The 14163-nt window shown below is 56.3% G+C and carries 14 protein-coding genes and 1 pseudogene; 5 read left to right on the forward strand and 10 right to left on the reverse strand.

Going from position 1 to position 14163, the window contains the following annotated elements; translation table 11 throughout:
• The first annotated feature begins 189 nt into the window (after positions 1-189).
• The 4 genes from ACFSX3_RS22875 (at position 190) to nagA (ending at position 4588) form a co-directional block, all read left to right on the forward strand.
• On the forward strand, positions 190-1494 hold the full coding sequence (locus tag ACFSX3_RS22875) for an FTR1 family iron permease (RefSeq protein ID WP_379255263.1): 1305 nt from the start codon (positions 190-192) through the stop codon (positions 1492-1494).
• Between the two features lie 306 nt (positions 1495-1800).
• A complete protein-coding gene (locus ACFSX3_RS22880) occupies positions 1801-2679 on the forward strand; it encodes a MurR/RpiR family transcriptional regulator (RefSeq protein ID WP_209994739.1) in 879 nt (292 codons plus the stop codon).
• Positions 2679-3407 (forward strand): glucosamine-6-phosphate deaminase, encoded by a 729-nt coding sequence (nagB, locus tag ACFSX3_RS22885; protein ID WP_209994738.1) that lies wholly within the window; start codon positions 2679-2681, stop codon positions 3405-3407. The genes ACFSX3_RS22880 and nagB overlap by 1 nt, the downstream gene beginning before the upstream one ends.
• Positions 3395-4588, forward strand: coding sequence for an N-acetylglucosamine-6-phosphate deacetylase (gene nagA, locus ACFSX3_RS22890; protein ID WP_209994737.1), 1194 nt, complete (start codon positions 3395-3397; stop codon positions 4586-4588). Before nagB ends, nagA begins: the two co-directional genes overlap by 13 nt.
• Positions 4589-4759: 171 nt before the next feature.
• On the opposite strand, the gene ACFSX3_RS22895 is transcribed toward nagA, so the two are convergent.
• Complete coding sequence (locus tag ACFSX3_RS22895) at positions 4760-5500, reverse strand: YhcN/YlaJ family sporulation lipoprotein (RefSeq protein WP_209994736.1); 741 nt, start codon at positions 5498-5500, stop codon at positions 4760-4762.
• A 192-nt stretch (positions 5501-5692) separates the two neighbouring features.
• Here ACFSX3_RS22895 and ACFSX3_RS22900 point away from each other — a divergent pair, with 192 nt between their 5' ends.
• On the forward strand, positions 5693-6763 hold the full coding sequence (locus tag ACFSX3_RS22900) for a glycosyltransferase family 4 protein (RefSeq protein WP_209994735.1): 1071 nt from the start codon (positions 5693-5695) through the stop codon (positions 6761-6763).
• A 105-nt stretch (positions 6764-6868) separates the two neighbouring features.
• On the opposite strand, the gene ACFSX3_RS22905 is transcribed toward ACFSX3_RS22900, so the two are convergent.
• The 9 genes and pseudogenes from ACFSX3_RS22905 to ACFSX3_RS22945 all read right to left on the reverse strand — a co-directional run.
• On the reverse strand, positions 6869-7912 hold the full coding sequence (locus ACFSX3_RS22905) for a glycosyltransferase family 4 protein (RefSeq protein ID WP_209994734.1): 1044 nt from the start codon (positions 7910-7912) through the stop codon (positions 6869-6871).
• The gene (locus tag ACFSX3_RS22910; RefSeq protein WP_209994733.1) at positions 7909-8631 is read right to left on the reverse strand and encodes a glycosyltransferase family 2 protein; all 723 of its coding nucleotides are present in this window, start codon (positions 8629-8631) and stop codon (positions 7909-7911) included. The genes ACFSX3_RS22905 and ACFSX3_RS22910 overlap by 4 nt, the downstream gene beginning before the upstream one ends.
• A gap of 25 nt (positions 8632-8656) precedes the next feature.
• On the reverse strand, positions 8657-9232 hold the full coding sequence (locus ACFSX3_RS22915; protein ID WP_209994732.1) for a class I SAM-dependent methyltransferase: 576 nt from the start codon (positions 9230-9232) through the stop codon (positions 8657-8659).
• A gap of 69 nt (positions 9233-9301) precedes the next feature.
• Positions 9302-10018, reverse strand: coding sequence for a glycosyltransferase (locus tag ACFSX3_RS22920; RefSeq protein ID WP_209994731.1), 717 nt, complete (start codon positions 10016-10018; stop codon positions 9302-9304).
• Positions 10015-11013: an NAD-dependent epimerase/dehydratase family protein gene (locus ACFSX3_RS22925; protein WP_209994730.1), complete on the reverse strand. Its 999-nt coding sequence runs from the start codon at positions 11011-11013 to the stop codon at positions 10015-10017. The genes ACFSX3_RS22920 and ACFSX3_RS22925 overlap by 4 nt, the downstream gene beginning before the upstream one ends.
• Positions 11010-11849 carry a dTDP-4-dehydrorhamnose reductase family protein gene (locus ACFSX3_RS22930; protein WP_209994729.1) on the reverse strand — a complete coding sequence of 280 codons (840 nt, stop codon included), beginning with the start codon at positions 11847-11849 and terminating at the stop codon, positions 11010-11012. Before ACFSX3_RS22930 ends, ACFSX3_RS22925 begins: the two co-directional genes overlap by 4 nt.
• The gene (locus ACFSX3_RS22935; protein ID WP_036727136.1) at positions 11846-12832 is read right to left on the reverse strand and encodes a polysaccharide biosynthesis protein; all 987 of its coding nucleotides are present in this window, start codon (positions 12830-12832) and stop codon (positions 11846-11848) included. The genes ACFSX3_RS22930 and ACFSX3_RS22935 overlap by 4 nt, the downstream gene beginning before the upstream one ends.
• Positions 12822-13916: a non-hydrolyzing UDP-N-acetylglucosamine 2-epimerase gene (gene wecB / locus ACFSX3_RS22940; protein WP_209994728.1), complete on the reverse strand. Its 1095-nt coding sequence runs from the start codon at positions 13914-13916 to the stop codon at positions 12822-12824. The genes ACFSX3_RS22935 and wecB overlap by 11 nt, the downstream gene beginning before the upstream one ends.
• Positions 13913-14163, reverse strand: a pseudogene (locus tag ACFSX3_RS22945) (hypothetical protein); the annotation flags it as partial. The pseudogene ACFSX3_RS22945 and the gene wecB, both read right to left, overlap by 4 nt.

Raw genomic sequence — 14163 nt, forward strand, 5'->3', positions numbered from 1 at the left:
GCCAAGTCCGCACTGTCCACGCTCGCCCGGAGCGTGGACGCGTTCGTCACCGCCGCCGCAGGCGAAGGCGGCGGTGACACGGGCGCCGCCGGACGCGCAGCGGCGGCGAAGCTGCTGCCCGCGGCGGAGCGCACGCGGGATGCGGCGCGCAGCGCCGACTGGGCCGCGGCGGCGGAAGCCTACCGCGCCGTGGTGAACGGCTGGACGCCGGCGGAACGCGGCATCCGGGCGGACAATCCCGCCGTCTACGGCTTGCTGGAGACGAAGATGAGCCTGCTGCGCATTGCGCTGCAGGCAGAGCCCGTCCGCGGGGAGGCCGCGCAGGCCGAAGCGGAAGCGCTGGTAACGCTGCTGTCCGGCTACAGCGAAGGCAAGGCCGTCGATACCGGAGGCGCGCCAGCGGAGCCGGCTTCCATTGAAGGGCTGATCAGCTATCTGAAGCAAGCTTCCGCCGCCGCCCAGGCCGGTGACAGCGCTGCCGCCGCTGATATCATGGAGCAGTTCATCGCTGCCTGGCCTTCGGCTGAAGGCCAGGTCCAGCTGGCCTCGCCCAAGGTCTATGCCAGCATCGAAAATGAGAGTACCGCCGTCACCGGCTATTTGCTCTCCAGTCCTCCGAAACTGGACCAAGCGCTGACACTCCTGGACACGATGCTCTCGGAGCTGACACCGCTGGCCGGAGAACAGACTTATACCGCATGGGATGCGGCACTCATTCTGCTGCGCGAGGGGCTGGAGGCGATTCTTGTACTCGCCGCCTTGCTTGCCTATCTACGCCGGGAAGCAGTACCGGCGGCCCGCCGCTGGGTCTGGTCTGGCGCGGCGGCAGGGTTGGCTGCAAGCATCGGCCTCGCCGTATTGCTGACCTACTCCCTCTCCCAAGCCGCCTCCGGTGGCGCACGCGAGCTGATTGAAGGCATCACCGGCCTCGCCGCCGTGGTCATGATGCTCACTGTCGGCCGCTGGCTGCACGGCAAATCCAGCACGGCGGCCTGGAATAAATATGTGGACCGCCAGATGCAGGGCGCCCTGGCCAAAGGCAATCTGTGGTACCTGTTCTTCATCGCTGCGCTGGCCATTTTGCGCGAAGGTGCCGAGACTACGATTTTCTACGCAGGGATGGCACCGGCCATCGATACCTCTCAGCTGCTGCTCGGGATTGGCAGCGCCCTAGTGGTTCTGATTATCCTCGGCTATGCCATAATTGCACTGAGCGCCAGATTGCCGGTTGCCGCCTTCTTCCGCGCTGCTACTGTGCTGATCTACTATCTGGTATTCCGCTTCCTCGGTGAGAGCCTCCACGCCTTGCAGATCGCAGGCAAGCTGCCTGCCCATAACGGGCACGGTCTGCCTTCCATCGGCTGGCTTGGCATGTATCCGACCTGGGAGACCACCATCCCGCAGCTGCTCATTCTCGTCTTCATCCTTTGGGAGCTGCTGCGCGGCAGACAGACTGCCAACAGGACGAAGGCCGCAAACGGGATCACTAAGTAAACATACTAATTATGTCTAAGCTGCAATCTGTGTTTGCCTTTAAACACGCAGATTGCAGCTTTTTGTATCTACCACAAATACACACCTCAGTCTCCCTAATTCAGCCCCCGCCCAACCCCAAACCAAACTGCCTATTGCAACCTTCCGCGATTTGTTTTATTCTGATTATGAAAATAATTTTCTTATTAACCTCTATTATTATGTAAATTAATTTCAGAATCAGTTTAAAATCAATTCTTCAGGCAAAACTAAACATGTCCATTTCTGCATGTCCATTTCTGAATCTATAGAAAAGAAGGTGAGTGCTTGTCTCCCATTCTGCATGCTCTGGAGCATGACAAGTCCAAGCTGTCGCAAATGGAACGCAAGCTGGCTGAGCGCATTCTGGCCTCGCCCGGGGAAATTGTCCATATGGGCATCACGGAGCTGGCGGAGGAATGCGGCATCAGCACGGCAACGATTACGCGGTTCTGCAAAGCGCTGCACTTCAAGGGTTATCCCGATTTCAAGCTCAAGCTGGCGGCTGAGCTGGCGCATAGCGACGGCTCGCCGGAGACCGGCAGCTCCTCTTATCAGGACATCGTGGCCGGCAATCCGCTGCAATTCATTGTAGAGGCCATGCAGGCCAATCATCTGGCCTCAATCAGGGACACTACCTCGCTGCTGGATCTGGGCCGTCTGCAGCAGGTCATTGATCTGCTGTGCCGGGCGCGGCGGGTCGATCTGTACGGGATGGCAACCTCATCCATCGTAGCCCAGGATTTCTATCAGAAGCTGATCCGCATCGGCGTGAACTGCACCGCTTTTGCCGATTCCCATATGCAGATTACTTCCGCTTCCTCCCTCTCTTCCGGCGATGTAGCCTTCGCAGTCTCTTATTCGGGGGAGACCCCGGAGACGGTAGATGCCTTAACCTGTGCGGCCGCAAGCGGCGCAGCCACGGTGTCGTTAACCTCATACGGAAGCAGTACTCTGGCTACACTCGCTGATATTCCGCTGTTCTCCTCGTCTCTTGAGCAGGGCATGCGGCGCGGCGATATGGCGTCACGGATCGCACAGTTGCATATCATCGATATTCTGTTCACCGGCATGGTCAGCACCCGGTTCGGGGATTTCATCCCAAGGCTTGAGCAATCTTATCGGAACGTCCAACATTACCGTCATAAACGGGGAGGTCAAATCTAATGAATATTTTAAAATTTCAGCATGAAGAAGATTTCGCAGCTACAGGAGCCAACCTGATCGCCAGTCTGCTGCAAAGCAATCCCAGAGCCGTTCTGGGGCTGGCTACCGGAAGCTCCCCTGTCGGGGTATACGAGAAGCTGGTGGAGATGCACCGCAAGGGCAACGTCAGCTTCGCCAAGGCCTCATCCTACAACCTGGACGAATATGTCGGACTGCCTGTGGATCACCCGCAGAGCTACCGGAGCTTCATGAATGAGCATCTGTTCAATCACATCGATATCGACCCGGCCCGCACCCATGTGCCGAACGGAAATGCTCCGGACCTTGCGGCTGAATGCCTTGCGTATGACAAGCTACTGGAAGATAATGGTCCTGTAGATCTGCAGATCCTTGGCATCGGCAGCAACGGTCATATCGGCTTCAACGAGCCGGATGCCAGCCTGAGCAGCGGAACGCATGTGGTCGATCTGCTGGAAGAGACCCTGGAAGCCAATGCCCGCTTCTTCGAGCGTGTGGAGGATGTGCCGCGCCAGGCGGTAACGATGGGCATCGGCGGAATTCTTAAGGCGAAGCAGATTGTACTGCTTGTCCGCGGGGAAGAGAAGGCGGAAGCGGTTAAGAATGCGCTCGAGGGTCCAATCACGACCCAGTGCCCCGCCTCGCTGCTGCAGAGCCATCCAAATGTAGTGGTCCTGCTAGATGAAGGAGCGGCAAAATGGCTGAAATAAACCACACTGCCGGGGAACTGTTCTACGGCAAAGTGCTTACTCCTGCCGGAGTGATTGAGAAGGGCGTACTTGCCGTATCGGAAGGCTTGATCCAATACGCCGGGGAAGCGGCTTGGCTGCCCATAGCTTATGCCGGCTGGCGGACGGCCACCCAGGAGCCGGAAGGTCTGCTGATTCCCGGATTCGTTGATGTGCACGTACATGGCGGGGCCGGCCACGACTTCATGTACAGTGATGAAGCCGCTCTTGATACGATCACACGGTTCCATGCCTCACACGGGACGACCTCTATGCTGGCTACAACCATGACGGCTGCCAAGGCAGACATCGATCAGGTGTTAGCTGAGGTGGATGCTTATCGTTCCCGTGAAGGCGGCATGCCTTATGCAAGGCTGGCAGGTGTACATCTGGAGGGACCGTTCATCAGCGTAAGATGGCCTGGCGCGCAGAATCCCGAGCATATCGTTCCGGCTAATATAGAATGGCTGGAGGAATGGGAGGAAAAGTATCCGGGAATGATCCGTCAGGTCACCCTGGCTCCGGAGCGTGAAGCTGCCCTGGAAGCTATCCAGTGGCTGCGCAAGCATGGCATTACCGCCGCGCTCGGCCACACAGATGCTACATTCGAGCAGGTGATTACTGCTGCCGATGCCGGACTGAACCAGGCGGTGCACATGTTCAATGCCATGACGCCGCTGCATCACCGCAAGCCGGGAACGGCCGGTGCTGTCCTGTTCGATCCCCGGATCAGAGCCGAGGTCATTGCCGATGGCATCCATGTTCATCCGGCAGCCATCAATATTATCACCCGGCTCAAGAACAACAACAATCTGCTGCTGATCACAGATGCCATGTCAGCGACTGGTCTTCGTGACGGAGAATATGCCATCGGTGATCTGCCTGTCATTGTCAAGGACGGCATAGCTACGCTGAAGGAGCATCCCGAAGCACTGGCCGGCAGTACACTGACGATGATAAGGGGCTTCCGCTACCTGGTTCAGGAGGTTGGTCTCAGCCTGCTGGAAGCTTCACAGGCTGCCAGCCTTAATCCGGCGCTATCGCTCGGCATGCAGCGGTCTATCGGAACGCTTGAGGCAGGGAAACGTGGCGATATTCTGCAGCTGGATCAAGACCTGAACCTGCGCGGCGTATGGATCGGCGGACGCAAGCTTGAGGCCTAATTCGGGGAAGACATAGCTTCGTATCCGCATAAATACAACAATGCAGCCCTCTCACCCGGCTTTCCGGGTGCGGTGGCTGCATTGTTTGTGTCTGTGCCCTTCCTCTGAATAAGCCTCATATCCCTCTGGAATACTATCTTCATTCAAGGCACTGTGCAGTAGCGGCGCCGCTTACTGTCCGCTGCGCGCAGGGAAAATCCGTTCCGCCATGATGCGGAATTCATTCGCGAAGCCTTTGAGCGGATGTCCGGCACGGAATTCCCGGGCATAATAATCGGCCCGTTCCACGAAATCCGGGTTCGCCGAGACATACACATTGCTGACGTATGTGTTGCCTTTTTTAATCTCTGCGGCGATTTTATGCTTGATCTCCCCGGGAAGCGTGTCTTTATCATCCCCCATACTGCTTCTGGACATAATCCCGTTATTGCCGTTTCCCGGATAATCTTCGGGAGCCGCCATGCCTGTACCGCCAACGGTTCCGGTACCAGTCATACTTCCCGGTATGCCGGCCATGGAGCCGCCTGTCCCCGTCATTCCGGGAACACCCGCAGCAGTCCCTCTTCCGGTAGCCTCCCTGCCGGTGATATTCCGGGTGTGAACACCGCCCGAAGTATTCTCCAGCATTACAGCGACATAAGCACTTCGGCCGACCATAATAACGTTAGCCGAACGGACTTCCGGCATGGCCGCTACACGGTCAGCCAATTCCTTGCTTACCTCCATGCTGCCGAAGTCATCGTCACGCATTCCGTCCCGTGCGGAGTTTACGTGGATTCGCCCGTCTGTCCCGCGTACACTTTTCGTCTGCATATTGCCGTTATCTGCCGAATGGCCGGCACTGCAGCCGGTCATACTTATGGCGCCGAGCAGCAAGGCTGCAGACACGGACAAGCCGAATTTCGTTTGCAATATTCCTTCATCCCCCATCACAGAATAATGTAGTGCAGCGTTACAAGCCTTAGCATGGCTCCTCTGCTGCCGGGCTATCCAGAAAGGATTTGGCAATGCCGCCCCCACAGTCACATGTAAGAGAAATCCGGCGTATCTTATATAACAGCAGACTGTGTTTCTCCGCGAGAGTCCAGATCAGGAGGGGTAAGCTTGAAAATTCTATTTACATTTTATGTACCAAGCGGCGGGGTGGAGACCCTGAACAGACTGCGGTGTGAGAGCCTTCAAAAGAACGGCATCGAATGCCATGTGCTCTATCTCATGCCGGGGTCCGGCAGCCACAATAGTGTAAGCTTCCCGGTATTTATCACTTCGCAGGATGAAGATATCCGGGCTATACTGAATGCCAATCATTATGACGCCATCATCGTAACCTCCGATTACCTGCTGCTGGAACGGCTGCGCAGGCTAGGGTATGGCGGCATCCTGATCTACGAGTCCCAGGGTCTGGGAACACGAAGCGAAGCCCGAAATATAATTATTGAATCCGTGCCTTATCTGCAAGCCTTCTGCAATGCTGTGCTGATTCCCCCCACCGATCATTTACTGGAGCTGTTTATCGAGATCTGCCCCTGGCTCCAGCGTTATGTTATTCCGAACCTTGTGGATGTACAAGGATTCCGCTATATACCCGCCGAGGCGCCCGTTGATCCTGTCATCGCCTGGGTAGGCCGGCTGGAACCCAACAAGAATTGGAGCGAATACCTGAAGATTGCCCATCATGTCCGTAAAGCGAAACCTAACCTGCATCTCTGGATGTTCCATGATCCGGGCTTGGCCTCCGATGACCAGAAGGCGGCATTCAATGAAGAGCTGCATGCTCTTGGCCTGAATGACCGGCTGATTGTGTTCACGAATATGCCTAACCAGATGATGCCTGTCTATTATTCATCGATTGCCGCTTCGGGGGGCTTCCTGCTGTCCAGCTCTGTCACAGAAGGCTTCGGATATGCCGTAGCTGAGGCTGTCTGCTGCTCCTGTCCTGTACTCAGTACGGATTCTGACGGGGTCCGGTCTTTCATCACTCATAATATTACGGGCAAATTTTATCCGCTTGGCAATGTGGAGGCTGCCGTGAACGAAGGACTCGAGCTCATGGATAACATTCCACTGCGTGAAGCCATCTGCTATCAGGGCCGTCAGCATATGGTTACGCATTTCGGTTTCGATCAGTACGCACACTCCTTCCGCGAGATGATGAACTCCTTCTCCATCTTCTAGTGATTGCAAGCTCCAAATCTCCCTAGCTTCTCGCAAAAAAACCTTCAACCCCAGCGCCAGCCAGGGTTGAAGGTTTCTCTATGTTCGGCGTTCTGCCCAAAGGCTTCATGTGCCCTGTCTGGACACCATTTCAAATAGCTCAGCCTGGAAAACCTGCACGCTTCTCTCCCAGGTGAACCGCAGGGAATCCTGCTCTCCCCTCGCGGCCAGACGCCGGCGAAGCTCCCGGTCGTCAATGAGCGTCAATATATCCGCAGCAAGACGGTTCTCATGACGGTAGGACATCAGGCAGTTCTGCCCGTGTGCGCAGTATTCGAGGTTCCCTCCTGAATATACGGTGACCAGCGCCGCACCGCAGCGCATCGCTTCCAGCCCCGGCAACGAACCGGCGTCATTGGTACTTGCGCTGACAAAAATATCTGTCTCATTATAATGATAAGCCAGCTCATTGTCATTGCCGGGTGTCCTAAGCTGATAGCGGCCGGTGTTGAGCAAGGCCTGCAGACTCAACGAGGCCGCAAATTCAGCAGGAGGGGTCATAATATAGATCTCCACCTCAGGATGAAGCCGCTTGACCATATCAAGCTGCTGAATCAGATATTCCTGCTCCCGGTGGCCGGAGAATCCGCCTTCTGGGCGCCGCATAATGGCTGAGACGATCAGCGGCCGGTCCGGAGCGTCGCGAAAATGCATATTATGGAAATTCGAATCAACACCGACCGGGACAATTCTGCCCTTAATGCCATGATTGATCCGTATGACCTCCTGCTGCCAGCGCGACAGTACAAGCAGGTTGCGGGTAATGCCGTAGGAAGCAAACGACTGATTATTATCTGGCAGAAAATTCGGCTCATAGCATAAAGCCAACCGGATATGCAGCCCCTTACCCTGCCGGCTGGCCCGCTCGGCAACCGGAACGGTTGTATAATAATTGGAGACAATGACATCCCCATAAGGAAAATCATCTTCCGTAAGTACCGTAGCGGGTGCAGTAATAATCGGACATTTCATCTCATATTCAACAAAGCCATGGCTGGGCAAAAGAACAACGACCTCATGGCCAATTTCAGCCAGACGGTTAGCCAGCTCGGTGATCATCCGCTGCGCGCCGCCTCTGGATAAGGTCAGAACCGGAAAGGTCAGTCTCAATTCCTTCTCTCCTTTCTCAGCAGCTCCGTCAAATTACCCCTGTGCATGAACTGCACCTTGGCAATTTCCCGGTTCTGCGCTTCGCTGTGCAGGACCGAGCCCATCTCATTATGGACGCGGTAATCCAGCAGCGGCTCTTCTATATAAGACCATTCATAATGCGGCAGAATCCGCAGCCACATATCATAATCCTGTGTATACAGGAGGCTCTCATTAAACCTGCCGACCCTGGAGAGGATCTCCATATCAAACAGCACCGTGCTGCCGTTCACCGGACAGCCGGACATCATGGTCTGTATGAGGGCCGGCCTGCTCCAGGCCGGCATTCGGACTATATCGGAGAACCGCTGCCCGTACTCATTAATATAGTAGTAAGCCGTATGATTGAAGGAGGTTCCCGAGCTGCGGATGGCTTCTATTTGCTGTCTGATTTTATCGGGATGGAACAGATCGTCCGCGCTCAGCCAGGCAAAGTAAGCTCCGTTTGCCACCTCGATTCCCCTATTGAGCGCCGAGCCGGTTCCGCCGTTGGTTTTGCGGACATACACGATTCGGCTCTTATAGGGTTCAAGCTTCTCCGTATAGAGCGTTGAACCGTCATCCACGACGATCAGCTCGATATCCATGTAGCTCTGGGCCAGCACGCTTTCGACCGCCAGATGCACGTAGGGACAATTATAGAATGGAATTACCACCGAGACCTTGGTCTTCTGATACATGCCCCGGCCTCCTCCCTGAGTTCATTTATACTGTCTTGCAGGCGAGCAGGGCGTCCAGCGGCGCATGATTCTCACCGAAGGCTTCCAGGAATGATGGATTCTCCGCATGGTGAAAACCCTTCAGTACGGTTACAGTGTAGCCCAGCTTCAGAAAGTCCTCAGGCTCCCAGCCGCTCCAGTGTTTCTGGTAATACTCCCCATGCAGATTGAAATGGTCCTTCCCCTCCTGCGGGAAGAAACCCCGGGGTGTAAATACGATGACACGGTTCGCAGCGATAAGCTCCGCCTTGCGCAGCAGCTCCATGCCTTCACTCATCGAGAAATGCTCCAGAGAATCGATCAGAGTGACCGCAGAGAAGGTGCCCGGCAGGAACAGCTTATCGATATGGCTGGCATCGGCATGAACCGGAATGATATGAGGGGCCTTGTATTTGCGGTGCAGCAGATAAGGCCTGTGGATATCCAGCCCCAGCACCACACCGGCTTCATACCGCTCCAGCAGCGTACCCGTACCGCTGCCGATATCCAGAATACTCTCGGAGAATTTCAGCTGCTCCAGCAAGACCGGCAGGAAGTCTTTCACTTCGATTTCCCGGTACATATGCTCTCCCTCCTAAGCGTTAGTTGCTTGGTCTTGGGTATGCTGCTATGCCGGCTTCCGCTCCGGCAGCTAGCCGCCCATAGATGCGATCAGGGCGCTTAACGGAGCATGATAGCGGGCACTGGTTGCTGCGGCTTCGGCCATGATGACATCGTAGTGTCTGAGCGTGCCCATTCCCTCATGCCGGCGATAGGCCGTCAAGGACTGGTTCAGCATCACCGGTGCATAACCGTTCAGAATGGCCCGGTACCATAGATCATAATCGTGGGTATACGGCAGCGCTTCATCAAACATCCCGATGGCTCCGAAGATCTCCCGCTTGAACATCACCGTACAGCCGTTGATGGGATTGCCGTACAGGAAGCAGCGCAGATATTCAAGCTGGTTCGGGAATACGGCCGCAGCATTCAGCTCCGTAGCCTGCGAGTTTCCGTTAATGTAGTTGAAGTTGGTATACGAGATCAGCAAATGGTTCTGTTCCATGAACAGAACCTGATTATTGATCTTGTCACGATAGAACATATCATCCGAGCTAAGCCAGACTACATAATCTCCCGTGGCATGGGCAATGCCGTGGTTAAGAGCCGAAGCGGTGCCTCCGTTGGCCTTGCCCAGATAGTGAATGTAGGGCAGATAGGGGGTAATCCGTTCTGCATGCATAGTTGAACCGTCATCCACTACGATAATCTCATAAGGCTGCCAGGATTGACTCATAGCGCTGTGCAGCGCCTGCTCAATATAAGGACAATTGTAAAAAGGAATCACTATGGATACTCTGGGCTTCATAACAACCTTCCTTCCTTACCGGCCCTTGTATAGCCGATAATATCCGCCAGTGAACGGTCCAGCGCAATCTCCGGCTTCCAGCCGGAAATAACAGCATAGTCCCCGGATTCTTCAGGCGGTACCTTAGTATCAGCAGATTCAAATGGAGGCTTCGCCGGAACGGCAGATGACGGGGAAGGATTGCCCTGGCTGTGCTCCTCCTGCGGGCCCCAGTCCATCGCAACCGGAGCTGCGGCATGAGCCAGCAGCCTCCTGGCAACCTCTCCCAGCTCCCGCTCTGTCCCGGAATCAATGCGGTAGATCCTTCCTGTCTCGCCCGAGTCCAGAATGAAGCCATAGGCCCTGACCGCATCACGCACATCCAGAAAGTCACGCAGCGCATAGCGCGAGGAGAGCCGGAAAGCAGCAGGTGCAGCCGATCCGGTTACAGCGGTTGCTTCACTGTGCACAATATGCTGTGCCAGCAGGGAACAGAAGCCTGTGGATGGCCCCGGACCAATCAGGTTCGAGGGCTCCGCCATCAGCACCGGCTGTGCAAACAGCGTTCCCCAGGCCAGCGATACCAGCTCCTCCAGCGTCTTGCTGAGACTGTAGGGGTGGGGCGGATCTGCCGCACCCGGTCTATACTTAAGCCGGGAGCCGGCCACCAGAATACGGCTGGCCGGCTGGACACGCAGCGCCTCAAGCAAATATAGAGTAGCCATTACATTGGTTTCCATGTAGAGCAGCGGGTCCCGCCAGGACTCAGGGACCGAATTCTTGCCTGCCAGGTGCAACACCTGGTCCGGCTTCACTGCTCCAATCATTGCCGTCACAGCCCTGCGGTCCCCCAGGTCACAGACATACTGCTGAACGCCGTCCGGGAACAACTCCGCTTCTGGCTTGCGGCGGACTACAGCAGTCACTTCCGCCCCTCCGGCGGCAAAATAGGCTACGGCATGCCTGCCGGTAAAACCGGAAGCTCCGGTAATCAGGAGACGCCGCCGCCCGCTCATGTCGGCAGCTCTGAGCTGCGCATAAAGTCGGCAAGCTCGCTAAGCATCCGGGGATAGGAAGGCAGCTCAATCGTGACATCGCTTCTCGTGCTGATCAGCGTCCGGTCCTGAACGGGCGTCTGCTGCGGGATGATCTCAACATCCTCTTTATGAAATGCCTTCTGCATCATCTGCAGCAGCTGATATTTACTTACGGGCTGCGGGTGGGCCAGATGAATCAGCCCCGAGAGATCCGAGTCCAGCAGGGAATCGATGGCTTTGGCCAGCTCCAGGGTGGTGACTCCATTCCACATCACGCATTCATATCCGGTTACCCGGCCCTTCTGGGCCAGGAACCATTCCATGAGGCCGATTCCGCCGGAGCGGATCTCGGGCCCGATAATGGAGGTACGGATCGTGAGATGTCCGGGATCGCGCACTTCTCCAAGACTTTTGGTGAGGGCGTAGACCGAGGTTCCATCCGCGGCATCCTCCTCCGTATATCCGCCGCGTGTTCCTTCGAACACGCAGTCGGAGCTGATATGGATGAGCCGGGCATGGATCTGGTCCGCTGCCCGCCGCAGGCGGTGGGGCAGAAATCCGTTGACATGATACGCGCCGATCCGGTCCCGTTCGGCGAATTGATTGAGTACCCCCATCGCATTAATAATGCAATGGGGGGAGACGATTTCAACCAGCTTCTCTACACCGGCGATATCGTCGGCGTCTACATACAACCCTCCAAGATCCTTCTTATCCCGGGTTGTATGGAAGATGTGGTGCTTGCCCTGGCGGCGAAAATACTCCGCCAGCATATGACCTGCCATACCATTTCCGCCGAGAATCAGGAGCTTCACTGGAGGAACCCTCCCCGGATCAGGATATCCTTGATTTCAGCCTGCTCCATCAGATGATTCTCCGAGCTGAAGCTGCTGAAGGACACATGAGGGAAATGACGGTAATGCTCCTTCAGCTCCGGCATATCGAGCGTAGGCAGAATAACCAGGTACTGCTCATCGTAGACCACCGTAGTCAGACTCTCGAAATCGCTCATCAGGATCTCATGGATTTTCTCACCCGGGCGGATACCGGTCTCGATCATACTGACATCCGTCCGGCCGGAAGCTTCGATCAGTACATCGGCCAAATCCACGATCCGGCAGGTCGGCATAGTCATGACGAAGATCTCGCCGCCGATACTGACATCGGAAGCCTTGAACAGCAGGGTAATGGCATCGCGCAGGGTGAAAAAAAACCGGGTCATGTTCATATCCGTAATCTTCACCTGTCCCTTGTCCTTGATCTGCTTCATGAACAGATGGACCACGCTGCCGTTCGTACCCAGCACATTGCCTCCGCGCACGGTAACAAACTTGGTGCCTGAGCCGATCAGATTGGCATAGACGAACAGCTTCTCGCCGATGGCCTTGGTCATGCCGTAAAAGTTCGACGGATTGGCTGCCTTGTCGGTAGAGATGTAGATCGCCTTCTCCACATTGTTGGCAATTGCCGCTTCAATGACATTCTGCGTGCCGACTACATTGGTCTTCAGCGCCTCATACGGCTGGTCTTCGCAGACTGGAACATGCTTGAGCGCCGCCAGGTGGAACACATAATCCACACCGCGGCAGGCTGCTACCAGGGCGTCCTTGTCACGGATATCGCCGATGATGAAGCTGAGATGCTTATCTTCAAATTCACGGCTCATGGCTACCTGTGCTGACTCACTGCGGGAGAATACGATGATTTCTTTGGGATGCTGCGGCAGCAATTGCCGGATCAGCTCATGCCCCCAGGAACCGGTACCGCCTGTAACCAGAATCCGTTTATTATTGAACATGCAGGTTCCCTCCAAGCAGAAATTTAACTACCTTGACCGAGACACCTTGGGCAAGATACCCTTCCGGCGCCTCCCAATCGGGCTTAAGCGACGTCATCAGCACGGTGCAGCGCAGAATGCTGTTCTGTTCAACCCCGGACACTACATTACTTCCGCAATCGACGGTCTCCGGGCGTTCTGTGGTCCGGCGGATCGTTACCGTAGGCACACCCATCAGGCAGCATTCCTCCTGCACGGTGCCGCTGTCGGTAATGGCGCACAGGGCATAACGTTCCAGATGAACAAAGTCAAAAAATCCAAAGGGTTCATGAAACTCCACCAGCGGGTTCATAGTTAGCGGGAACTGGTCCGTAAGCTTGGAGCGTGTACGGGGGTGGATGCTGCAGATCAGGCGGAGCCCCAAATGCTCAGCCACCAGGTTCAGCCCGGACATAATCTGGAACAGCGACTCCGGATCATCGACATTCTCGGCCCGGTGGGCTGTCACCAGCAGATACCTGCCCGCTTCCAGCTTCAGCCGGGACAGGATGTCACTGGCCGCGATCTGCTCTTCGTAATGCGTAATCACCTCATGGATGGGGTTGCCGGTTAACACGATACGCTGGCTGGGGAACCCTTCGCTGAGCAGATGTCTTTTACTCTGCTGGGTATACGGCATATTTATGGTGGAGACGGCATCTATGACACGGCGGTTTTTCTCCTCCGGCACTTTCAGATCGTAACAGCGGTTGCCTGCTTCCATATGCACCACAGGAATGCCCATCCGCTCGGCCAGAATGGCACACAGCGCACTATTCGTGTCGCCCAGCAGCAGTACGCGGTCGGGCTGCTCCTGAAGCAGAATGCTCTCCAGGCTGCCGAACATGGCGGCCAGCTGGCCCCCGAGCCCGGCCTGCTTATCCTGCAGCACGTAGTCCGGTGAGCGGAGTCCCAGCTCAGCGAAGAATACCCCGCTGAGGCTGGCCGTGAAATTCTGTCCCGTATGCACCAGCACATGCCGCTCCGCATGCCGGTCCAGCAGCGGAATGATGACGCTTAGGCGGATGATTTCGGGCCGTGTGCCCAAAATCGTCATGATCTTCATGGGTTCACTCCCCTTTGATTATGGCCTGCCCTTAGGAACCGGGCAGGCTGCTCAGGATGCCTTACGCCGCCGCTTGCTCCGGCGGCTTCCGGCCTGGCCCGCGCGGCGCTTCTTGCCGCCGCTGGCCCGACGGCGCGCGGAGCCTGCCGCGCGCTTCTTACGGCGCGGGCGCGTTCCCGCCGCGCCGCTCCGGGACTTGGCGCGGCGCAGCCTGCCGCGCCGTAGCTTCGCGGCCCGCAGCCGTGCG

Origin of the sequence: Paenibacillus rhizoplanae (genome assembly GCF_042684125.1) — a bacterium.
In the GTDB taxonomy this organism is placed as follows: Bacteria; Bacillota; Bacilli; order Paenibacillales; family Paenibacillaceae; genus Paenibacillus_AQ; species Paenibacillus_AQ rhizoplanae.

Coding starts and splice junctions, on each gene's coding strand:
- nagB (WP_209994738.1), top strand. CDS start 2,679: ATGAATATTTTAAAATTTCAGCATGAAGAAGATTTCGCAGCTACAGGA.
- nagA (WP_209994737.1), top strand. CDS start 3,395: ATGGCTGAAATAAACCACACTGCCGGGGAACTGTTCTACGGCAAAGTG.
- ACFSX3_RS22910 (WP_209994733.1), bottom strand. CDS start 8,631: ATGTATCAGAAGACCAAGGTCTCGGTGGTAATTCCATTCTATAATTGT.
- ACFSX3_RS22915 (WP_209994732.1), bottom strand. CDS start 9,232: ATGTACCGGGAAATCGAAGTGAAAGACTTCCTGCCGGTCTTGCTGGAG.
- ACFSX3_RS22920 (WP_209994731.1), bottom strand. CDS start 10,018: ATGAAGCCCAGAGTATCCATAGTGATTCCTTTTTACAATTGTCCTTAT.
- ACFSX3_RS22925 (WP_209994730.1), bottom strand. CDS start 11,013: ATGAGCGGGCGGCGGCGTCTCCTGATTACCGGAGCTTCCGGTTTTACC.
- ACFSX3_RS22935 (WP_036727136.1), bottom strand. CDS start 12,832: ATGTTCAATAATAAACGGATTCTGGTTACAGGCGGTACCGGTTCCTGG.
- wecB (WP_209994728.1), bottom strand. CDS start 13,916: ATGAAGATCATGACGATTTTGGGCACACGGCCCGAAATCATCCGCCTA.